Source organism: Mesorhizobium sp. LSJC269B00 (assembly GCF_000502815.1).
GTDB lineage: Bacteria > Pseudomonadota > Alphaproteobacteria > Rhizobiales > Rhizobiaceae > Mesorhizobium.
Genome location: NZ_AYVN01000020.1, coordinates 1 through 19,749, shown reverse-complemented (window position 1 = coordinate 19,749; position 19,749 = coordinate 1). Strand labels below are relative to the sequence as shown.

At 62.4% G+C, this 19,749-nt stretch carries 18 protein-coding genes and 3 pseudogenes; 6 read left to right on the top strand and 15 right to left on the bottom strand.

The window, feature by feature from the left end; all coding sequences use genetic code 11:
• Positions 1-308: 308 nt before the first annotated feature.
• Positions 309-632 (top strand): hypothetical protein, encoded by a 324-nt coding sequence (locus tag X771_RS137000; protein ID WP_023690440.1) that lies wholly within the window; start codon positions 309-311, stop codon positions 630-632.
• 262 nt (positions 633-894) lie between these two features.
• Here X771_RS137000 and X771_RS137005 read toward each other — a convergent pair whose 3' ends face one another.
• The 10 genes and pseudogenes from X771_RS137005 to X771_RS137030 all read right to left on the bottom strand — a co-directional run bounded on the left by X771_RS137005 (position 895) and on the right by X771_RS137030 (position 14,479).
• Complete coding sequence (locus tag X771_RS137005) at positions 895-1,815, bottom strand: DUF2493 domain-containing protein (RefSeq protein WP_023690439.1); 921 nt, start codon at positions 1,813-1,815, stop codon at positions 895-897.
• A 340-nt stretch (positions 1,816-2,155) separates the two neighbouring features.
• Complete coding sequence (locus X771_RS137010) at positions 2,156-3,193, bottom strand: toprim domain-containing protein (protein WP_023690437.1); 1,038 nt, start codon at positions 3,191-3,193, stop codon at positions 2,156-2,158.
• Positions 3,190-7,518 carry a strawberry notch family protein gene (locus tag X771_RS137015; RefSeq protein WP_023690436.1) on the bottom strand — a complete coding sequence of 1,443 codons (4,329 nt, stop codon included), beginning with the start codon at positions 7,516-7,518 and terminating at the stop codon, positions 3,190-3,192. Before X771_RS137015 ends, X771_RS137010 begins: the two co-directional genes overlap by 4 nt.
• 173 nt (positions 7,519-7,691) lie before the next feature.
• Positions 7,692-7,892: a DUF6117 family protein gene (locus X771_RS1000000167590; protein ID WP_023673140.1), complete on the bottom strand. Its 201-nt coding sequence runs from the start codon at positions 7,890-7,892 to the stop codon at positions 7,692-7,694.
• A pseudogene (locus X771_RS01330) lies at positions 7,858-9,968 on the bottom strand (ParB/RepB/Spo0J family partition protein). Before X771_RS01330 ends, X771_RS1000000167590 begins: the two are co-directional and overlap by 35 nt.
• A gap of 213 nt (positions 9,969-10,181) precedes the next feature.
• Positions 10,182-10,437: pseudogene (locus tag X771_RS1000000169555) on the bottom strand (DUF2958 domain-containing protein); the annotation flags it as partial.
• Entirely contained in the window at positions 10,434-11,402 is a 969-nt protein-coding gene (locus tag X771_RS137020) for a zincin-like metallopeptidase domain-containing protein (protein ID WP_023690434.1), read from the bottom strand. The pseudogene X771_RS1000000169555 and the gene X771_RS137020, both read right to left, overlap by 4 nt.
• Positions 11,403-11,547: 145 nt before the next feature.
• Positions 11,548-12,146: pseudogene (locus tag X771_RS1000000168465) on the bottom strand (hypothetical protein).
• A 20-nt stretch (positions 12,147-12,166) separates the two neighbouring features.
• Entirely contained in the window at positions 12,167-12,583 is a 417-nt protein-coding gene (locus X771_RS1000000168460) for a hypothetical protein (protein WP_155927363.1), read from the bottom strand.
• Positions 12,584-13,729: 1,146 nt separating this feature from the next.
• Positions 13,730-14,479, bottom strand: a complete 750-nt coding sequence (locus X771_RS137030) for a Crp/Fnr family transcriptional regulator (RefSeq protein WP_023686036.1) — start codon at positions 14,477-14,479, stop codon at positions 13,730-13,732.
• Positions 14,480-14,748: 269 nt separating this feature from the next.
• Between X771_RS137030 and X771_RS1000000167580 the strand changes: the two genes are divergently transcribed.
• Both X771_RS1000000167580 and X771_RS0135315 read left to right on the top strand, forming a co-directional pair.
• Positions 14,749-15,210: a MucR family transcriptional regulator gene (locus X771_RS1000000167580; RefSeq protein WP_023673144.1), complete on the top strand. Its 462-nt coding sequence runs from the start codon at positions 14,749-14,751 to the stop codon at positions 15,208-15,210.
• 219 nt (positions 15,211-15,429) lie between these two features.
• Entirely contained in the window at positions 15,430-15,621 is a 192-nt protein-coding gene (locus X771_RS0135315) for a hypothetical protein (RefSeq protein WP_023673145.1), read from the top strand.
• A 575-nt stretch (positions 15,622-16,196) separates the two neighbouring features.
• Here X771_RS0135315 and X771_RS137035 read toward each other — a convergent pair.
• The 5 genes from X771_RS137035 to X771_RS137050 all read right to left on the bottom strand — a co-directional run bounded on the left by X771_RS137035 (position 16,197) and on the right by X771_RS137050 (position 18,604).
• On the bottom strand, positions 16,197-16,859 hold the full coding sequence (locus tag X771_RS137035; RefSeq protein WP_023690432.1) for an outer membrane protein: 663 nt from the start codon (positions 16,857-16,859) through the stop codon (positions 16,197-16,199).
• Between the two features lie 209 nt (positions 16,860-17,068).
• Entirely contained in the window at positions 17,069-17,299 is a 231-nt protein-coding gene (locus tag X771_RS137040) for a DUF768 domain-containing protein (RefSeq protein ID WP_023690431.1), read from the bottom strand.
• Positions 17,296-17,517 carry a DUF768 domain-containing protein gene (locus tag X771_RS137045; RefSeq protein ID WP_023690430.1) on the bottom strand — a complete coding sequence of 74 codons (222 nt, stop codon included), beginning with the start codon at positions 17,515-17,517 and terminating at the stop codon, positions 17,296-17,298. Before X771_RS137045 ends, X771_RS137040 begins: the two co-directional genes overlap by 4 nt.
• A gap of 23 nt (positions 17,518-17,540) precedes the next feature.
• Entirely contained in the window at positions 17,541-17,690 is a 150-nt protein-coding gene (locus X771_RS1000000169550) for a hypothetical protein (protein WP_023673151.1), read from the bottom strand.
• Between the two features lie 71 nt (positions 17,691-17,761).
• On the bottom strand, positions 17,762-18,604 hold the full coding sequence (locus X771_RS137050) for an ATP-dependent DNA ligase (RefSeq protein WP_245262809.1): 843 nt from the start codon (positions 18,602-18,604) through the stop codon (positions 17,762-17,764).
• Between X771_RS137050 and X771_RS1000000167575 the strand changes: the two genes are divergently transcribed.
• The 3 genes from X771_RS1000000167575 (at position 18,488) to X771_RS0135300 (ending at position 19,465) form a co-directional block, all read left to right on the top strand.
• Positions 18,488-18,754, top strand: a complete 267-nt coding sequence (locus X771_RS1000000167575; RefSeq protein ID WP_348625479.1) for a DUF3606 domain-containing protein — start codon at positions 18,488-18,490, stop codon at positions 18,752-18,754. The two genes, X771_RS137050 and X771_RS1000000167575, sit on opposite strands and share 117 nt — an antisense overlap.
• Before the next feature lie 193 nt (positions 18,755-18,947).
• A complete protein-coding gene (locus tag X771_RS1000000168455; RefSeq protein WP_156936054.1) occupies positions 18,948-19,127 on the top strand; it encodes a hypothetical protein in 180 nt (59 codons plus the stop codon).
• Positions 19,128-19,183: 56 nt separating this feature from the next.
• On the top strand, positions 19,184-19,465 hold the full coding sequence (locus X771_RS0135300) for a KTSC domain-containing protein (protein ID WP_023690426.1): 282 nt from the start codon (positions 19,184-19,186) through the stop codon (positions 19,463-19,465).
• Positions 19,466-19,749 lie beyond the last annotated feature (284 nt).

The window sequence follows — 19,749 nt, the reverse complement described above, 5'->3', positions numbered from 1 at the left end:
AGCACGACAACGATAAGGCCGATAAGATAGATGACACTGTTCATGTGCACGTCCTCCGTAGCTTTCCAACTTCGACGAACCTGCGATGTTCCGTAAGTGAGAGCATTTATCTCAGCCGAAACGAAGAGCTTCGTCAGGCACGCACCCAGTCACCAGTGAGTTGCCCTGTCCCTCGTGCGGAGCGCCAGTTGCTCCGTACGAACGGGTGCGCCCGACATGGTTGACGCGATCCCAAAGAAAACCGGAAGAGCGGACTTGGATCGCTTGACCTGGGCAAATATGATCCTGACGCCTTGCAGAGGGACTGGATGGAAATCGGTCGGGTCGAGCGCAAGCTCTCGGCGATCCTTGCGGCTGACCTCGCCGGGTACAGTCAACTGATGGGCGCTGACGAAGAAGGTGCCCTCGAGCGCTTGAACAGCCATCAACGTGACCACCTCGATCCCTGTATTGCCACGCATCGCGGCAAGATCGTCGGCGACATCATCGAACAGGACGGTCACGTCTTGGGCGCGGGGGTCAACATCGCCGCGCGTCTGGAGAGGATCGCCGAGCCTGGCAGGATCTGCGTTTCCGAACGCGTGCAGGAACATGCAGCGGGAAAGATCGGCCTGCGCTTCGAGGACTCGTGACAGTCCGGCGGAGTGCCCAGAATTTTGCCTGGTATCGTCGCGCCTCATCCATTCGGCCCAGCTGAGCATTTGCCGCGAACATAACAGCCTGAGGGCTGGCCGTTTGGCGACGCCCGCTTTTGGTGAATGGACTGAACCGGGGAACCGACTGTCATGAGGCGCGAAGCCGCCGTTCGCGTCGTGAAAGACATACCTCCACATCGGTGAGATTGTGGAATAGCGGTGACCAACCTGGACTAAGATCTAGGGTCAAAGGGGGCGCTCACGAGCCGCCTAATCGATAGACCGGGATGCCGAGCTTGCGGGCCTTGTCGGCGAGGTTCTCCTGAATGCCGGTGCCGGGAAAGATGATGACGCCGATCGGCATGACCGCCAACATCTGGTCGTTGCGCTTAAAGGGAGCGGCCTTGGCGTGTCTGCTCCAGTCGGGCTTGAAGGCGACCTGCGGCACCTTGCGATGATCGGCCCAGCGGGCGGCGATCTTTTCAGCGCCTTTGCGTGATCCGCCGTGCATCAGCACCATGTCGGGGTGCTTGGCGCGGATTTGGTCGAGCTTTGCCCAGATCATCTCGTGATCGGCGGTATCGCCGCCGGAGAAGGCGATCTTGGGGCCGGCCGGCAACATGACCTCGGTTTCCGCGCGCCGCCTGGCCGCGAGGAAGTCGCGGCTATCGATCATTGCGGCGGTGAGATGGTGGTGGTTTACCATCGACCCCGTGCGCGGTCGCCAGGCAGAACCGGTGTACTGATCGTAGTGTTCGGCGGCCTGGTCACGCATGAGCTCGAAGGCGCCCCGCCGTTCGATCATGGTCTGGCCCTGGGCGGTGAGTGTCTCGAGTTCAACCGCCTTGATCTCGCTGCCATCCTGTTCGCGCTGCAGACAGCGCTGGGCCTGCTCGTTGTCTTCCAGTTGCCGCTCGATCCGTTGTACAGCTCGGTGGAAGACATTGGTGAGGGACCAGAGCAAGTCATCGAGGTCGGGTTCGAGGCGCGTGTCAGCCAGGGTGACGATGAGGGCGTCAAAGATGTCGGCCACGGCTCCGGCCACTTGGTCGCCACCGGGGAGCGGTCGCGGATCGGGCTCGTCCGCAAATGGTCGCCAGCCATAGAGCTGGAGTTCGGTGAGGATGTGATCGGTCGCAGAAGCGGCGTGGTGCGGTTCAGTGTCGTCGTGCTCTCTCATGGGGATGCTCCCGTCGGTTTGACCGCGACCCTCGCGGCCTTCATGGCGACGAGAGCCCACGGGCGGGACGGTCCGACACCCGCAGCGATGCGGAGGGCCGGAGCGCAGCGGAGGATGGCGGCGGCCGACTATTTTGCCTCGCGATGGAAAGGCGTCGCGCCCGATCGCTGCCATTCGCGACCAGTCGCGCGCGCCGGAAAATAGTCGGCCGCCGCCATTGCCTGGCCGGCCAGTTCGTGGGCCGATCGCCCTCTCGAAGGCCGGGTCTCGGGTCTCTGCCGGCGGGTCACTCATCCATGCGCCGCACCGGCACCGTGCGCCGCGCGCTTCCCCTCCCGGCTCATGCCGCCTGTGTCAGATATCGGATGCGATCTTTGCGCATGAGCTGGTCTGCAATCGAGGCCCGGAAGGCCGCAAGTCCGAAGCGGCTGAGGTCTTCGTTGAAGTCTTGCATCGCTGGCGACAGCACGATTGCATCGATTCCGGCGTCCGTCGCGCGCTCGAGCAGGCTGTCGCGGGCACCGTCACCGGCCGGATCGTTGTCGCGGATGACATAGAGCCGGCGCAGGGTTGGCGGGAACAGGATGGCGGCTAGATGGGCTGCCGAGAGTGCCGCAGCCATCGCCATATCGGGCAAGGCGCATCTGAGCGACAGCGTCGTCTCAATGCCCTCGCCTGCCGCCATGACGCTGCCGGGTGCACCGAAGCGGACGGCGTGACCCAGAAGGTCACCCATTGCGCGACGCGGCGTGTCGACGAGCGCCTTGCCGGTGCCGTCCGGTGCGAGCCAGGTGCGGTGCGCGCCGGTCAAATGTCCATCAAGGTCGGTGACAGCAGCGATCATTGCCGGCAAGGTCTCGGTCGGTCCATGATCGCCGGGCCGGTAGTAGCAGCGCGGATGGAACCGCAGCGATCCGGTGCCGGACAAAGTCGCAATGCCACGTCCACGCAAATAGGTTTCCACGAGGGTGCCGATAATGGGCTTCGACATGGCGACCAGTCGGCGAGCCGCTTCCGGAGATCCAATGGGGACCTGCGTGATCGGCGCGGCCGGTCGGGGTGGCATGGCATCTGGCATAGCGAGAAACAGGCGCGCCTCATTGGCGACGTCCCGGAAGTTGACCAGTCCGAGGGATTCGCGGATGACGTCGAGCAGGTCGCCATGCTCGCCGGTAGCGGCGTCGGTCCATTTGCCTGGCGGTCCCTTCGGGGATGGCTGCAGACGCACGAACGTCGAGCGGCCCGGCGCATTGCGGACGTCGCCGACGCTCCAATAGTTGCCCTGGCGACGGCCATTGGAGAGGTAGTGGCGGCACACCGCCTCGGCATGTTCGGCGAGGCGGTGTGCGAGGTCGGATGCAGCGTGACGCGGAATCATGCAGCCTCCCGCTCACTGACCCGCTCGATTGGGAAGCGGTCGAGCACGCGCTCCAGCACGGCGAGCCCGTTGGCGTCGATCGGCACGAACATCCTGAGCTTCCACGAAATGATCTCGTGGAAGAGACCGTAGGCGGTGAGGCGCTCCCGCATCATGTCGGTGAAGCCCGACAGTTCGATGCGCCACGCGCCCATGACGCGGCTGCGGCGAAGCTGGAGACCCTCGGCGAGATCAAGGATCGTCCGCCCGTCGATCAGCGCCGCGAGCGCCTGCTCGGGCGATAGCGATGCGACGCCTGTCACCGTGGCGTTGGCGGCCCAGGCCGGCGTGACAAGGCGACCAATTATGCGCTCGCCCTCGTCGGTCTGAAGTCGAAAAACGCGGGTCGACTCGTTTGGCAGACGCTTCCAGATCGGCAACAACAGGCCCGTCACCATGTGCAGCACGGCATCGGCAAACTCGGGAGTCTCGGCGACCTCCGCATTCCATGCTGCAGCGAAAGCTTCACGGTGGGCCTCGACCCAGCGGGTTTCGCCCATAGCCTTGAGCGGCATGTTCTGGCCTTCCATTGGCCGGATCAGGCGGACCCGCGGCTCGATCTCGCCGTCGTCGAGCATGATGCTGGTGGTTGGGATCTGCACGGCGGCGCGGCCAGATTGCTCGTTGATCAGTAGGATGGCGCGCAAATCGCGAAGGTGATGGAGCGCCGCATCGAGCATGACGGGCCGATTGCGCTTGCGCTGGGTGATCGTCAGCAGCCGCGTTTCGGCGCCGGTGCGCGGATGGGCGTAGATGACCTGCCGGTCGGTGATGACGAAGCTCTCGGCCCGCAGGGTCTCCAGCCCGGTGTCATAGGTGCCCGAGGCGATGGCGCCACCGATCCGAGCGGCCAGAAGCTGCTCGAAGGCGCCGAACAGCACGCCCTGCACTTCGATGGTCAGCGCCAACAGGCGATTGAGGAAGGTGGTGATCGGCGGCAACTCGTCCTTGATGCCGTTGTTGTCCATCAGCTTGAGACCGGTCGCCGCCTCGAAACGCTGGAGTGTGCAACCCTCGACCTTGCCGCGTACGATCAGGAGATAGAGCTGCCGCAAGGCATCGCCGGCATAGTGGCTTTCAAGATTGTCCTCTGGCCGGAACAGCCCTTGGCCACCGGTCTGGCGCTGGCCGCGCGTGATTGCGCCCAACGTGTCGAGACGGCGGGCGATCGTCGAGAGGAAGCGCTTTTCCGCCTTCACATTGGTCGAGATCGGCCGGAACAGCGGCGGCTGCGCCTGATTGGTCCGATGCGTGCGGCCCAGGCCCTGGATGGCGGTGTCGGCCTTCCACCCGGCTTCGAGCAGATAATGCACACGCAGCCGCGTGTTCCGTGCCAAGAGTTCGGCATGGTAGGAACGACCCGTCCCGCCGGCGTCGGAAAACACCAGAACGCGCTTCTGATCGTCCATGAAGGACTGCGCCTCGGCCAGATTTGCCGACCCTGCTCGGTGCTCGACGACCAGGCGGTCGCGCTTGCGCACGATGCGGCGCGAGCGGCCAGTGACTTCGGCGACGAGGTCCGCGCCGAAATGTTGGACGATCTGGTCGAGCGCGCCGGGGACAGGCGTCAAGCTGGCGAGTTTCGCGATCAGCTCGTCGCGCCGGGCGACCGCCTCGCGGCTCTCGACCGGCTGGCCATCGCGGTAGACCGGGCGCGACGACAGATTGCCCTCCGAATCCGTGAAGGGCTCGTAGAGCTGCACCGGGAAGGAATGAGCGAGGTAGTCGAGGACGTATTCGCGCGGCGTGATGTCGACGCGAACATCGTTCCATTCCTCGGTCGGCAACTCGGCCAGCCGCCGCTCCATGAGCGCCTCACCCGTCGAGACGATCTGGACAACGGCCGCATGGCCCTCCTCCAGATCGCCGGTGATGGATTTGATCAGGGTCGGTGTCTTCATGCTGGTCAACAAATGGCCGAAGAAGCGCTGCTTGGCGCTTTCAAAGGCGCTGCGCGCGGTCGACTTGGCCTGGGCATTGAGCGTGCCGGTGCTGCCGGTGATGTTGGCCGCCTGCATCGCAGCATCGAGATTGTTGTGGATGACGCCGAAGGCCCCAGCGTACGCGTCATAGATGCGGACCTGTTCGGGCGTCAGCTCATGCTCGAGCAGTTCGTATTCGACACCGTTGAAAGAGAGCGAGCGGGCGGTATAGAGGCCAAGTGCCCTGAGGTCGCGTGCCAGTACTTCCATCGCCGCCACGCCGCCAGCCTCGATCGCCTCGACGAACTCGGCGCGGGTCGAGAATGGAAAATGCTCGCCGCCCCAGAGGCCGAGCCGCTGGGCATAGGCGAGATTGTGCACGGTGGTGGCGCCAGTCGCCGACACATAGACGATGCGGGCATTCGGCAGGGCGTGCTGTAGCCTCAGGCCGGCACGGCCTTGCTGGGAGGGAGCGGCGTCGCCGCGTTCGCTCTTGCCGCCACCGGCATTTTGCATGGCGTGCGCCTCGTCGAAGATGATGACCCCATCGAAATCCGGACCCAACCATTCGACGATCTGCTTGACCCGCGAAAGCCTCTCGCCGCGATCGTCGGACCGCAGCGTGGCATAGGTGGTGAACAGGATGCCGTCCGCCAGCGTGATCGGCCTGCCCTGCGGGAAGCGGGAGAGCGGGGTGACCAGCAAGCGCTCCATGCCGAGCGCGGACCAGTCGCGCTGCGCATCCTCGATGAGCTTGTCTGACTTGGAGATCCAGACGGCCTTGCGACGGCCCTGCATCCAATTGTCTAGGATTACGGCGGCGGACTCGCGGCCCTTGCCTACACCGGTACCGTCGCCGATCATGAAGCCTTGCCGGAAGCGCACGGCCCGCGCCGCGTCATCTGCCGCCGCGCTAATTACGTCAAAGGTATCGTCGAGCGTCCAGGCGCCGGCGAGATACTCGGCGTGAGCATCGCCCGCATAGATGACGGTCTCGAGCTGCGCGTCCGAGAGCAGGTCAAGGACGTTCTTCGGCAGGCGCGGCCGATAACTCGGCTTGGGCGGCGCGACCGAGGCCATGGCCGCCGATTGCACGAGTTGGGTGGGGTGCGGCTGCGCGCCGGGAATGCGGATCGCCTGAAGCGCGTAGTCCTCGTAGATGGCGTCGCTGATGTGGCCGCCCTCGGCGGCCTTCCAGTCGAGCACCTGATAGGCGAGCTCAACGGCATCGGGATCAGTGAGCGGTGGCCGCGGTGTTATTCTTGCCGTGGGACCAAGATAGCCGCGCACTGTGCGGGGTGCGGCCGACGACGATGTGGGAGTTGCACCTGCGGGTATGGTGACCGGCAGCCGTGCCGGCACATGCTCGCCGACCCATGCGATCAGCGTCGCGGCATCCGGGGCAACGCCCTGATCTGCCGGGAACACGTCCGGATCGTCCGCCGGCACCCGGTCGATGACGGTGAGGCGTGTCGGAAAGGTCGTGCCATGCTTGGCGTAGGCCGAGCCGTCGATGGCGGCGGAGAAGACGATGCGGCCACGTTCCTGCAGGCGAGTAAAGGCGGCGGTCCAGGCCGGGTGGTCGGGCGCGAAGTTCGCACCGGTAATCGTCACCAGCCGCCCGCCGGGCGCAAGGCGCGCCAGGGCCGAGGCGATGTGCCGCCAGGCCGCGTCGGCCATGCGGCCCTCGACGTTGGCCATGACCGAAAAGGGCGGGTTCATCAGCACCACGCTGGGCACGGCGCCGGGATAGAGATGGTCGTCGATCTGGGCGGCGTCGAAGCGGCTGGCGCAGACGGCCGGAAAGAGGCCGGAGAGAAGTGCCGCGCGGGTTTCGGCAAGCTCGTTGAGAATGAGCGAGGCGCCGGCTATCTCGGCCAGGATGGCGAGCAGCCCGGTGCCGGCGGAAGGCTCCAGCACACGGTCGGCCGGCGTGATGGCAGCGGCCGTTGCGGCGACCATGCCGAGCGGAATCGGCGTCGAGAACTGCTGGAAGGTCTGTGCTTCTTCGGATCGGCGGGTATGCGTCGGCATGAGCCGGGCGATCTTCGACAATGCTGACAGCCGGAGAGCCGGAGACGCGGCCTTGCGGAACAACGCCTTTCCGTACTTGCGCAGGAAAAGGACCGTCGCAGCCTCGCAGGCATCGTAGGCCTGCTTCCAGTCCCAGGCGCCGGCGGCGTCGGAGGCGCCGAATGCGGCTTCCATCGCCGCGCGCAACTTTGGCGCGTCGATGCTGTCGCCGCGCTCGAGATGGGGAAGCAGAAGGCCGGCGGCGGCGAAGATAGCGCCGGCTGCACCGGTTTGGGGGAGCGGGAGCGGCGCGGCTGCGGGAACTGCCACAGCGGGCGAGATCATGTACATGGTGTGAACCTCGGGAGAGCGGGGACAGGATCGAGCCGCGCGGCGCTCTCTCTGGACCGTGCGGATTCAAAACCATCCCGGCTCGCCTCTCCCTCTCTGGCCTCCACCGAAGCCAAAATGAAACAAGCGCCCCGCCATGAGGTGGAGCGCTTGCCGGTATCAACCGATCTCGATCATATTCCGCCGTCAGGCCCCGACTTCTGTAGGAAACCATTGGCGCTGTCGGGATCGGGCGGCAGGTAGGCATCATAGGGATTGCCGTCGGCAAGATGAGCGAACGGCGTGAACTCGTAGTGAAGAAGAAAGGGCCGAGCGACCCGCGCCACTCCGCCGACGGTGCTATCCGGCGGCGACCGCGTGTGCGGCAGTCTCATGGGTGGCCGAGCCGTCCTCGTCATCACCGGCCAGGAATTCGGGGAGGTCAGCTTCCTCGCCCACATTCGGCCGGGCGGCGTCATTGCCGCGAAGGCGGAGCGGTTCGGGTAGCCAGCCACTATCGGCCAGGAGGCGCTCGGCCTCTTTGGCCATGTCGGCCTTCTTGAGATGGTCGATAAGCTGGGCGGCCTGGTCGCCGGCGCCTTCGCGCACGGCTTCGAGAATGCGGGACTTGGTGACGCGACCGAGATAGTTATCCACCGTCGGCCGCCAGCCGGCATCTACCATGTCAAGCCCGGTGGCACGGGACAACCGATCGGCTTCACGCCGGCGCTGATCGAGTCCATGCTGGGAAACGCCGCTGCCGTAGGGATTGGGTCGTTCGAACAAGGCGTTGATCCCATAGCTGACGCAATGCGCCAGCAGCGTCTGCCGGCTTGCTTCATCGAGTCCGTCGAGCCACGCCCATAGGGCCTCGTCGTCATCCAGTGGAATGTCGCTCTTCCATGCCTCATGGCGCTCATGGACGGCCTTGGCCGCAGGGCTGTCCTTGAGACCGACGTCCTGCCACGGCAAGTGGACATGTCGGACGAAGGCCTCGACGCAGCCGATGGCGGAACGCTGACCGAAGGTGTCGAGGACGAGCCGGTGCAAGAGCGCCGTGATGGCCACATGCTGGTTCTCGGCCAGTGCGTTGCGCAGCGCCAACGTGCGATGGGCAGTAAGTTCGATGACCAGGCGCTCGGGTAGCGGCTTGATGGTGTCGCCGTCATCCTCCTCAGGCTCGGACGCCTGCGCGCCGATGGTGATAATCGCGCGGGCCGAAGGATTGTGTCTGCTGTCTTCGTTCTCGGTGGCGCAACCTGGCTCGGCCGAGTGGCCGTCGACCGCCTGCATCGCTTCGTCCTCGGGGCGCACATGGGCCCGATCGACGACGAGATCGCCATCACGATCGATGCTGATGAACACACCGGCGCGGGCGATCTCGGCCCCATCGTAGTGCATCGGCCGGCTCTCGAAGGCCTCAAGCGCGGTCTCGATTTGACCGAGGCGCTGATCGACATCGTCGGGGAGTTCGTCGGATTCGCCATACTCGGCTTCCAGCCGGTCGTACTCCGCCCGCAGGGCTTCGCGTTCCGCCCGCTCCGCGTCGGTCAGACCGACGGGGGTGCCAGCGATTGCCCGCAGACCGTGATTGTACCCGTAGGGCAGATCGGCATCGACCACGATCCACTTCCAGCCCTCCGCCGCGATCTCGTCGGCGATCGACTTCAGCCTATCGCCGACCAAGCGGTCGAGCAGAGCGGGGTCCTGCAGCCAGCCGCCATTGTCGGCCTCGAACAGGTCGCGCAGCACCACGCCGCCGGCAGCGACATACGCGTCGACACCGACGAACAGCGCCCGGCGATCGCTTGCCCGCACAGTGGTCTCCGTCAGCAGGCGCCGGATCTGCTGCGGCTCCTTCGACCAGGAGTTTTCGAGCGCCTCCCAGACCTGCTCCTGACGGGCGTGATCGTCGGTCACGGTGAACGCCATGAGCTGCTCGAGCTTCATGCCATCCTGCTCGTAAATCTCCTGCAGCTTGGCCGAAACCCTGGCCAGCCTGAGGCGCTGCTGCACGAATGTTGCGGAGACGAAGAAGCGTGCGGCAATCTCCTCATGGCTCGCGCCCTGGTCATGAAGTGTCTGGAAGGCGCGAAACATGTCGAGCGGATGTAAATCTTCGCGCTGAAAATTCTCGGCCAGCGAGTCCTCCTCGATCGGGACCGCGCTGTGGGCGTCGCTGAGATCGGAAGAGCACACGTCTGAANCTTCTGCTTGACCAGCAGTTCCAGCGCGCGATAGCGGCGCCCGCCAGCCGGCACCTCAAACATGCCGGTCTCGTTGCCCTCGCCGTCCAACACTGGCCGGACGTTGAGGCTCTGGAGCAGGCCGCGCCGGGCGATCGACGCGGCGAGGTCCTCTATGGTTTCCCCGCGCTTGATGCGCCGGACATTGGACTGGCTCAGCATCAGCTTGTTGAAGGGGATGTCACGTGAAGCGTTGAGGGTGATCTTCTGCTTGGGCGTAGCCATGTGGACTATCTCCGCGACGGGCGGCCGAAACTCTCTCGTCCTCCAAACCCGTCAAAAAAGACGGGCGCAGCCCTCTCACTCTGAGGACTGAGCCGCACCGAAGATCCAGAGGTGGGGACAGGGCCGCAGACACGACTGCGCATCTGCGGCTTGCGGATTACAAGCTGAGATCTCACTCGCCGTCTCGGCCAGATTGGCCGGCATGGTCGAGTTGCGTTCGGCGTCGCGAAGGTTTCCGCCCCGGCGGACCGCCTCTGCCCAGACGGAAATCGGCAGGTCGGTGCCAAAGAGCATGTCCCGCTCGATGCCGATGCCGAAAGGCAGCCGGATCGACGTCATCTCGAGCGCGGTTGCGAGCCAATTCCTTCGCCGAGTTGATTTGAAGAGCTTCACCACCCGTACGTGTTCGGCGTCGCGATCGCGGCTATTGGCGAGCAGGCACGCGCAGTTCCTCGGTGAGAACGATCATGCCGCCCTCTTCTCGATTTCGACCTCATCGACGCTGGCGGGCCCTGCCCTGGTTCCGTTGTCGGGTTGCGGAAGGAAGGCGAGCAACCAGTCGGCTGCCTTGCTGGCTTGGGAGGCGGCACGCACGATGGCTCGGTTGTCTTCGCGCAGGACGTCGAGCCAGGAGGCCAGGTAATCGGCGTGGCGCACGGTCGGCGCAATACCTCGCGAGGCGCAGCAGAAGGCTGCGTTCATTTCGGCGACCAGTTCCTCGAAAGCATATCGCTTTGTGCCGAAGGCGCAGCCGAGGTCACGGCCGACGCGGGAGGGATGGCCGGTCGCATGGCCAAGCTCGTGCAGGGCGGTGCGGTGCCAGTCAATGGTCTCGAAATACGCCTGCGGAGGCGGCACCTGCACGTAGTCGTGCGCCGGCACATAATAGGCGCTATTGCCGCCGATGCGGAAATCGATCCCTGTCGCCTTGATCAGTGCCTCGACGGCCGGTTCGATCAGTCCGGGCTCTGGTGCGGGCGGAAACACCGCCAGATCGTCGGGCAGATTTTCGCATTGCGCGACGTTGAAGACGGTGAAGCGCTTCAGAAACTGTATGGCCCGTGCTGCCTCGCCGGTCTCCCGCGCGCGTTTCTTCTCGTCGTCAGGGATGAAGCGGTCAGAATAGACGACGGTGGTCCCGTGTTCGCCCTTGCGGACATGGCCGCCCAGCGATAGCGCCTGGCGGAAAGTCAGCCAGCCCTGGACGGGAAAGCCATGCTCGACGACCGCACCCCACAGGATCAGCACGTTGATCCCCGAATAGGCACGGCCAGAGGCGGCATTGGCCGGCATGGCGAGGGGTGCTTGCTCCGCCGCCGTGCCCCAGGGCACCCAGGGAAAGCGCCCAGCCTCCAGCTCGGCGATGATCTTGTTGGTGATGTCATCATAGAGGCTTGCCCGGTCGGCGCCGGCGCGAGCGTAATGTCTGGACATCTGGTTTCTCCGCGACGGGCGCCGGAGGCCTCTCCTCCAGCTCTCAACCCGTCACGGCAAACCGGTCCGTACTCTCGCTCTAGAGGCTAGCCCAGGCCTCGAAGGGGGACGCTCCCGGACTTGGGGCAAAGGCGGTCCGCGCCAATCAGTAGTGTCGCTGACCTATGGTTATTGCTGCCGGACTGCGTGCCGAATGCGGTCGGTAAGCGTTTGTGCGACGTCGAAATAACCTTCCCAGGCTTCGCGCACCTGAGCCCGCGCGGCGGCGGCGAAGACATCGAAGCCGTTGGCGTTTTTCGCAGGTGGGCAACTCATCCCAGCTGACAGGCACCGCGCACGACGCCCCCGCGCGTGCCCGAGTCGACCAGGGGCAGATTGCAGTGGAGCCCTGGCCGTTGCGCAGGTAATCGAGAAACATTCGGCCCTTGCGCTTCGCCTTGCTCATATTGGCGACGAAGCGCGACGGATCTGTACGGGCCAGCAGTTCGGCGAAGTCCTGGCAGAAGCTCTTGACCTCGTCCCAGTCTGCCTCCGGGAGGAGCAGGACGACCACATGAACGCCCTTGCCGCCGGACAGCAACGGCCACGACTGCAATCCAAGCGCTTCCAGAATGCTCCGAATGTCGAGGGCTGCCTGCTTGACGGCAGCAAAGCCCAAGCCCTGTCGGGGTCGATGTCGAAGATCATGCGGTGCGGCAGATCCGGCTGCTGGCGACGGCTTCCCCAGATGTGGAATTCGAGCACGTTCGTCTGGACGCCCGCGATCAGCCCAGCCAAGTCATCGACCACGAGATGCGGCTTTCCTTACCGGACACCTTCTCCAAGTGGCCATCATGGATGGCCCTGGGCACGCCTGGCAGGTTGTGCTTCTGAAAGAAGGTCTGCTGCAGGTCGCCGTGAGTATCGCGCACCAGCGACAGCGGCCGATCCTGAATGTGCGGCAGCATCTTCTCGGCGACCACTGCGTAGTAGGCGGCGAGCGTGGATTTGGTCACCTTGGTGCCTGGATACATGACCTTGTCCGGATGCGTCAGCTTGACGCCGACAGCAGCGGCGATCTCGTTGCCGGATCGAGATTGGCCGAGTCTCTGGGCCGTTTGCGCCTTTTGTTGAGAGTGCCGTCTACTCGGACATGAGGAACTCGGATACATGTCAATACGCTGCCTGGGATTCGGTTCCATGCCCAAGCACCGCGCCGGCGACCGTCGGCGCTCAAGGAAGAACGGCGCATAAGCCGCAGTCCTGCGCGCGGCCGCAACAGCGGACAATTGTCACGCGCAGGACGGAGGAAATTCGCCCCCCGCCGCGGGCGGTGAACAGGACAGCCGTAGGAGCGTCAGCATAGCGCCGGCCCCAGGACGGGACGCGGGACCGACTGTCCCCGTCCGCGGTGGTCCGCATGTTTTGGTTCGAAGCCCACCGGCTGAGATCGCGCAGTTCAGTTCTCGACAGTCCGACCGCTGATCCGCGATGATGCAAACAGGATTGAACCACACCAGAGCCGAGTTTGGCTGCAAGAAATCGATCTGGTCTTGCACCCTTTCGGCTTCTTCCTCAATTGCGTTGCAGCTTGTGAATTCCAAGCCTGACAGGCCCTCCCCTGTCACAACTCGTGCAGAAAGCGCTCGCTCGACCGAACTGAGAATGCGGCTTTTCCATTGCGCTCGATGAGGCGTTTTGCCGTTGCATGGTGCGAACATGATCTGCAACAAGCTCGCAACACATGCCACTCGCGAAATGTCGAGCGCCCATACAGGCCACCGTGAACGCTGCCAGGCGCTCTCAAGCGTCAACGCCGGTTGCTGTTTAGCTGGCGACGTCCCTTGGCACGCTTTCGGTCGGAGAAAAGCGAATATCCGCCGTCCTCCCGAAATCTGCAGCGACGCATGAGCCCCGGGCTTGACCCATTGCGTCGCCGAGATTTATTCCCTTGGGCGCCGGCATGGTGTGCCCCAGGAACCTCTTCCACAGTCGCTAGCCAATAGCGGGGCTCGAATTAATGCGGCTGAGCCCACAAATTGGTCGATCGCGCGGCCAATCGAAAGCCATGAAGAGAGGTGGAAACCCTGTAGTGCCGAAGTATCACGTTGAGGGGATGGATGGTGCTACGCAGACGGCCATACGGACAGTCAACGCCCATGTGGGCCGGTAAGCATCCGAATGCACTCTGCGCGCAAGTGAACCCCTTGCGCTAACGCTTCGACGCGCCATCAAAGCATTGACCATGTTGGGGGGCGATCGCACCGCTGATGGCCAGCGAAGGCCAACAAGTGGTCCGGCTACCCTTGGAGCCAATCCGCATTTCTGGCGATTTTTCCCTGGAGCAATCAGTGCATTGACATGAACTCGGCCGTTTTATTGTTCCTTGCTGAGTGCAGGTAATCGTGCCGGAACTCAGCAAGAAAGGCCAGTCCTTCCCAATCATGGATGGTCAATTGGCCATTCACAAGTGATGTAAGGTGCTTCTCCCGAAGAGACTTGAGCGTGCGGTTGATGTGGACTGCCGACAGCCCTGTCGCCTCGCCAAGGTCAGCTTGAGTCACACCAAAAGCGCAGGTTTGATCGGACGCAAGTCCGGCATCTTCCATACGTAGCATGATTTCACAGAGAAGGTGGGCCACTCGGCCAAGCGCTTGGCGCTTCCCGACATTGACCACCCATTCGCGAAAAATCGATGCATCAACCAGTGTCGTTCGCCAAAGATTTGCCGCCAGCCTGGGGTGGCGTTCGCAGAGCAGCCGGATAGCCGAGTGATCTATGAAGCCAACACTGCAAGCGCTCACCGTTCGAACGTCGCTATCCAACAGATCGAGGTGCAGGCTCAACAGATCGGGCATGTCGCCAGGCACATGATAAGCAGTGACCTGACGCTTCCCGTCTCCTGTTACCTTCGAGGTGCTGGCTAAGCCAGCCAGGACCATTATGCACCGGGACGGCTGGTCGCCTTCCCGGACCAAGTTCTGGTTTGCGCCAATCGCAACGATCCTTATTCTTACCGCGTCGAGAGCTTGACGCTCACCTGACGTGAGGGTGAAGGCACGATGGAACTTGGCGGTTAAGGGGCTTTGATAAAGCATGTCGGCTCTCCGTTTGGGCGGGAGCGCTATGGTCTCTCAGTCACCCGCGGCCAGCAGAACGCGAATGATGCCCGACCTTATATCATAAACACCGGACCGACTTAACCTGTGATAAGTCTGGCACTGCTTCCGATGGTCCTTTCCCCATCGGCAAACACAGGCTCAACAGGATTGGTGCTTACGAGGGAAGCGGCCCATCATCGGGCCTCGAGTTGCGCAGCTGCGGCAGCAGCTATAATAGATCGTTCTCAAATTCGAGGACTCACACCATGACCGACGCCCCCGACCACGCCGCTGAACTGGTAGAACTCACGGCGGATGTGGTATCCGCGTACGTCAGCAACAATCCCGTGCCGGTCGCGGGCTTGGCGGACCTGATAGCCTCAGTGCACGGGTCGCTGTCTGGGATTGGCCATCGCGTGGCTGCCGCGACCGAAGAACCAGTGCCTGCGGTAAATCCAAAAAGGTCAGTATTTCCCGATTACATCATCTGTCTTGAAGATGGTAAGCGGTTCAAAACCCTTCGGCGACATCTGCGCGTGGATTTCGGTCTCACTCCTGACGCGTATCGAACGAAGTGGAACTTGCCATCCACTTATCCGATGGTCGCTCCCAACTATGCGGCCTCACGGTCTGCCATGGCGAAGTCGATCGGTCTGGGTAGGAAGGCACCGCAGCCCACGGCAACTGCAACGGGCAAGGCAAGGCCGACGGCTAAGGCTAAAGCGTAGCTTCCGCGATCACACCATTACCACCGCGGCACCAATCGGCGATGTATGCATCGCGGCGGACCTGTCCGCTCTTGGCCGGTGCCCACCCAGGTTCCCCAACCCATGGCGCCGGCCATTTGTGGCCCACACCTCAGCTTCGTATTGCTGCCCAATCTTTTCTTGTTGTAGGCCGCTTACGACGTTAATCTCCGCTTGGCCTGATTGCTGGGAGGCAACGCCATGGCTGACATAATTCCAATTCGCAAAGCACGCCCTTGTGTCGAAGTTGGCAAACCCTGTGGCGAGTGGTTTGTCCGCGTGATCGAGGAAGACCAGGAACTCACCCGATCATTCAAGCTCGAATCCTATGCCGTGGCCTTTGCAGAAGGCCAAAGGTCGCGTCTGCATCTCAACACGTTTTCGCGGCTGTAGAGCAAGCCTATGCAGAGGTCCGCAGGGTTACTGGCGAATTTGGGCGATAGCATCGAAGCCATCGCCGGCCACATTGCGACCATGGAAACGCGACAACTGCACCAATAGCTCAAGTCGTTGCCATCGAGATCGGAAATCGCCAGCGCGGAAATGGTGATGGGCATCCTCGTCTATCGAGAGGTTGAACTGCGCCGCCGGCGGGGGACGGGCGGCAACGTGCTGCCCTTCCCCGGTCTCGGGACTCCACTTATCCAGCACTAGGCAGCGACGCCGGACCTGTAAGAGGCCATCGGATAGCGCATCCCTGTCGGTGATTGTTCACGTTCTTGAGCAGCACTTCATGCGGATCCTGCACGGCCTGGTGATTGTCGCAGATCGGCGACAATCGGGCCGACGATTGCCTTGTGCAGCCGTTCCGCCTCGATCTTGAAGCGGGCGAGCTGTTCCTGCGAAACGTGTTGTGAGGGGTTTTCGTCTTGACCATGGTAGCGAACTCCGTTGAGGGGATCGCCGCAAACGGTTCTTGCACAAAAAAGCCCCTCGCGGTGAGCGACAGGCTATTATGACATCAGGGATTAGAACTTGTAGGCGATGCCGAAGCGAACCTCGTTGGTCTTCAGATCAACGTCGGCATTGACCAGACCACCAAAGGATTCTGTACCGAAGTCGGTATAGCGATACTCGCCTCGCAGCAGCAGATTGTCGGTCATGGCATAATCCAAGCCCACGCCTATCGTCCATCCTGTGAATGTATCTCCGAACGAAGGTCCGCCTCCATTATTACTTATGTCGACATCGCCAAACGCAACGCCACCCGCAATATAAGGAAGAAAGCGATCAACGGCATATCCTAGGCGCAGTCTTGCCGCCGCACTCCAGTTGAGTTCTTCGGTGGCGATGCCGCCCGGGATCGGGATACCAGGAGCGCTGAAGACTTGGCCGCTGCCATCAACATTCGCATATACGACGTCCAGCTCCGCGCCAATCACAATGTTATTGGACATCTGATAGTTGTAACCGGCGTAGACGCCACCAAGGAACCCGTCGGGATCTGTGTCGACAAAGCCCGGCCCACCGAGTTCGTCTATGTTGCCATTCCCCCAAGCATAGCCTGCCTGTAGGCCGACATACCCACCCGTCCAGCTAAAGACCGGCGCGGCTTCTGCAACGATGGCATCGGCAGCATACGCCGACGAAGCCAGCAGAGACAACGACAGACCAAGAAGCAGCTTCTTCATAGGTGATCTCCTGTAACTAACCTTTTTGGTAGCAGAGCGCGCCGATTGATGCAGTTGTTTTTCTGCCACAGTTGGCCGAATTCAAATCGGCCGCCCGCACTTACATGAGAACCTTATGCCAACTCGCTGGTGGCGATCGGATCGCCCCTCGCCACAGTGGGCAACTGCTCGGCCACCCAAACTGTCCGGAACCTTCAGGCCGGGAACACTCATTCCGGTATCCCAAATTTAACATCGAGGAGGGTACGATAAAGGCTGTCGACCTCCTTGTCGTCGAACGCCTCGGTCAGCTCGCTTTCCGCAATCCCCTCAGCCTCTGCGTCGGCGATTAGGCGCTTTGCGAGCTGCTCGATCTCCGCTCGCTCTTTCGGCGCACCGGCGTCGGATAGATCGTGTTTTTTTATCCATTGGTTCAAAAATAGGACGGCCGGCTTGCTCATTCGGAAACACCTGGGGCAAAGTGCACGACGGCATCGACCAGCGTCCGATATAGGATATCAACCTCTTCGTCGATCTCTTCGCGCTCGATCGTCAAGGCTTTAGCGTCGGCATACAATTTGTGTATGTACTCACTTACCGAAACGGCGTCGGTTTTAGCCGTTTCGGGGAAATTGTTGCCGATCCAGCGATCGAGAAAGTTGACGCCGCGTGTGCTCATGAAGCCTAAGCTCGATCCAGCGCTTAGGTTCCAGCAGGGCGCTCGACGGCAGCTTCGTCGACCTCGGCTTCCATTTCGTCGTTGACAGTCTTGGTCTTGCCGAAGGCGGCCACCGGCTCACCGTCAAAGCCCTGCAGCCACGCGTCGGCATGCTCTCCCCAGTAGGCTGGCACCGCACGTCTCCTTGCCATCCTTGCTCGCTTGGGCGTACATCCAGGCGTAGGTGGCGCGCTCCTGATCTTTCCTAGCCACGGCCATCTGTGTCATCCTCTCGGAAGTCCTGCAGTGAGGCGTGGCGCAGGTCATCCTCGCCGCGCAGGTGCTTTACGCGGCCGATCAGCCCCGGCTTGACCCATTGCGTCGCAGGCCGCTTCATGACGCCCTTGGGCGCCGTGCCTGGGTGCTCTTGGACGCGTTTCCATAGCCTCTCGCGCATTTCCCGGTTCAAGGTGACGAACGCGCTGCCGACATAGCGCCCTGTGCCCCGCTCGGCCATGAGAGCGAAAGCCGGCTTGCCCGCTTCACGCTCGACGCCGAGCAGATCGAACTCGTCGATCGCATAGCACTTGGCCTTCAGCCAGTTGGCTGACGGACCGCTGCGGTATTTGCTGTCCTTCCGCTTCGACACCATGCCTTCAAGTCCGGCTTGGTCGAGCAAGTGAAGGATCGCCTTGGCTTCGCCGGGCAGAGGCTCGCTGAACTGAATACGCCGCCCGGGCTTGATCATGCTGGCCAGGATCTCGCGCCGCACCTCAAGCGCCATGTCGCGCAGATCGTGCCCATTGAGGTGCAATAGATCGAAGGCGACGAAATAGAGGTCTTGCTGTCGGCGGGTGATCGCTTTGCGCAGATCGCCGAAGTCCGAAAGGCCAGCTTCGTTCAAGACGATGATCTCACCGTCGACAATCGCGCTTTCGGCACCAAGGCGCTTGGCCTCTCTCACCAGGTCGCGATATTTCGCAGTCCAGTCGTGGCCGTTGCGCGTATAAATGCGTGTGCCGTCTTCATCGATGATCATCTGCGATCGGTAGCCGTCGNCACGACGCTCTTCCGATCTGACGACAAGAGCAAGCGGGACTTTCGCGATGGGGACCAGGTCTCGGCCGATGAGGATTATGAAGTCGAGTATTTCGCAACAAAGACCGGCATCACACCCCAGCAGGTGAAAGAGCTGATCGCGAAGCACGGCAACCAACGCGAAACGCTGGAGCGAGAAGCGAAGGCTCTGCGGAAATAATGACCAGGCTATCGGATCTCGGCAGACCAATAACTGGGCACCGACATGAAGGCCCGCCCGCGAGCGAACTCGCGCATTTCCTCCCTTGCCCTGTTTGCGGGCAACAGATCGACATGCGCGATTTTCGCCAGGTCGCTTATCATTCCGATCCGGATCACGATCAGCCTATCGAACTAGACGCCTAGGAACAAAAGTGCCGAAATACCACGTTGAGGAAATGGACGGCGATACCGTGACGGCTACCCACATCGTCAACGCGACAACGCCGATCAGGGCGGCGCGGGAAGCGACAGAGCGCGACATCACTCTGCGCACCACCGAGCCCATCTGGATCAGGGTTGCCGACGAAAAGCGCGGCCACATATTCGAATAAAGTTTCAGCCTGTAGCTGGCGATCCAACTCGGCTGGCTGAGTTTGGATGGCATACCATGCCGTCGACTTCGATACGCAAGTTCGACTATGACCCGAACACCAGGGTTCTCTCGGTTTGGTTTGTAGCGAGCGGGAAGCATTACGAGTTTTTGGACGTACCTGCTGAGGCCGTTGCCGCGTTCAAAGCTGCCTTTGCCAAGGGCGTCTATTTTAACAGCCACATCCGCAATCGTTATGCATTCCGGCTCGCGGCAGGGAGGGTNCCTTTGCCAAGGGCGTCTATTTTAACAGCCACATCCGCAATCGTTATGCATTCCGGCTCGCGGCAGGGAGGGTAGCACCCGCTTCGGGCGATTAACAGAATCTCAGATTCGAGGCGGCCCGCGCCACCCCAGGGGAGCAACTGTGCGAATTGACCCAGGTTCCGAGGGCAAACGAAAGAGCCCGCCGGCCGGGGCCAGCGGGCGCGTTTTATACTAAGCTAGGTGTTGGGCCTATTTGCCCATCATCATCGCAGCTTTGCAGAAGTTTTCGGTAGTGTGCTGAGAGTTCTGCAAATTCGCTGAGAGAGGGCGGTCATGGCAGGCTGGTGATGTTCAACGTCAAGATCGGAAGAGCGTCG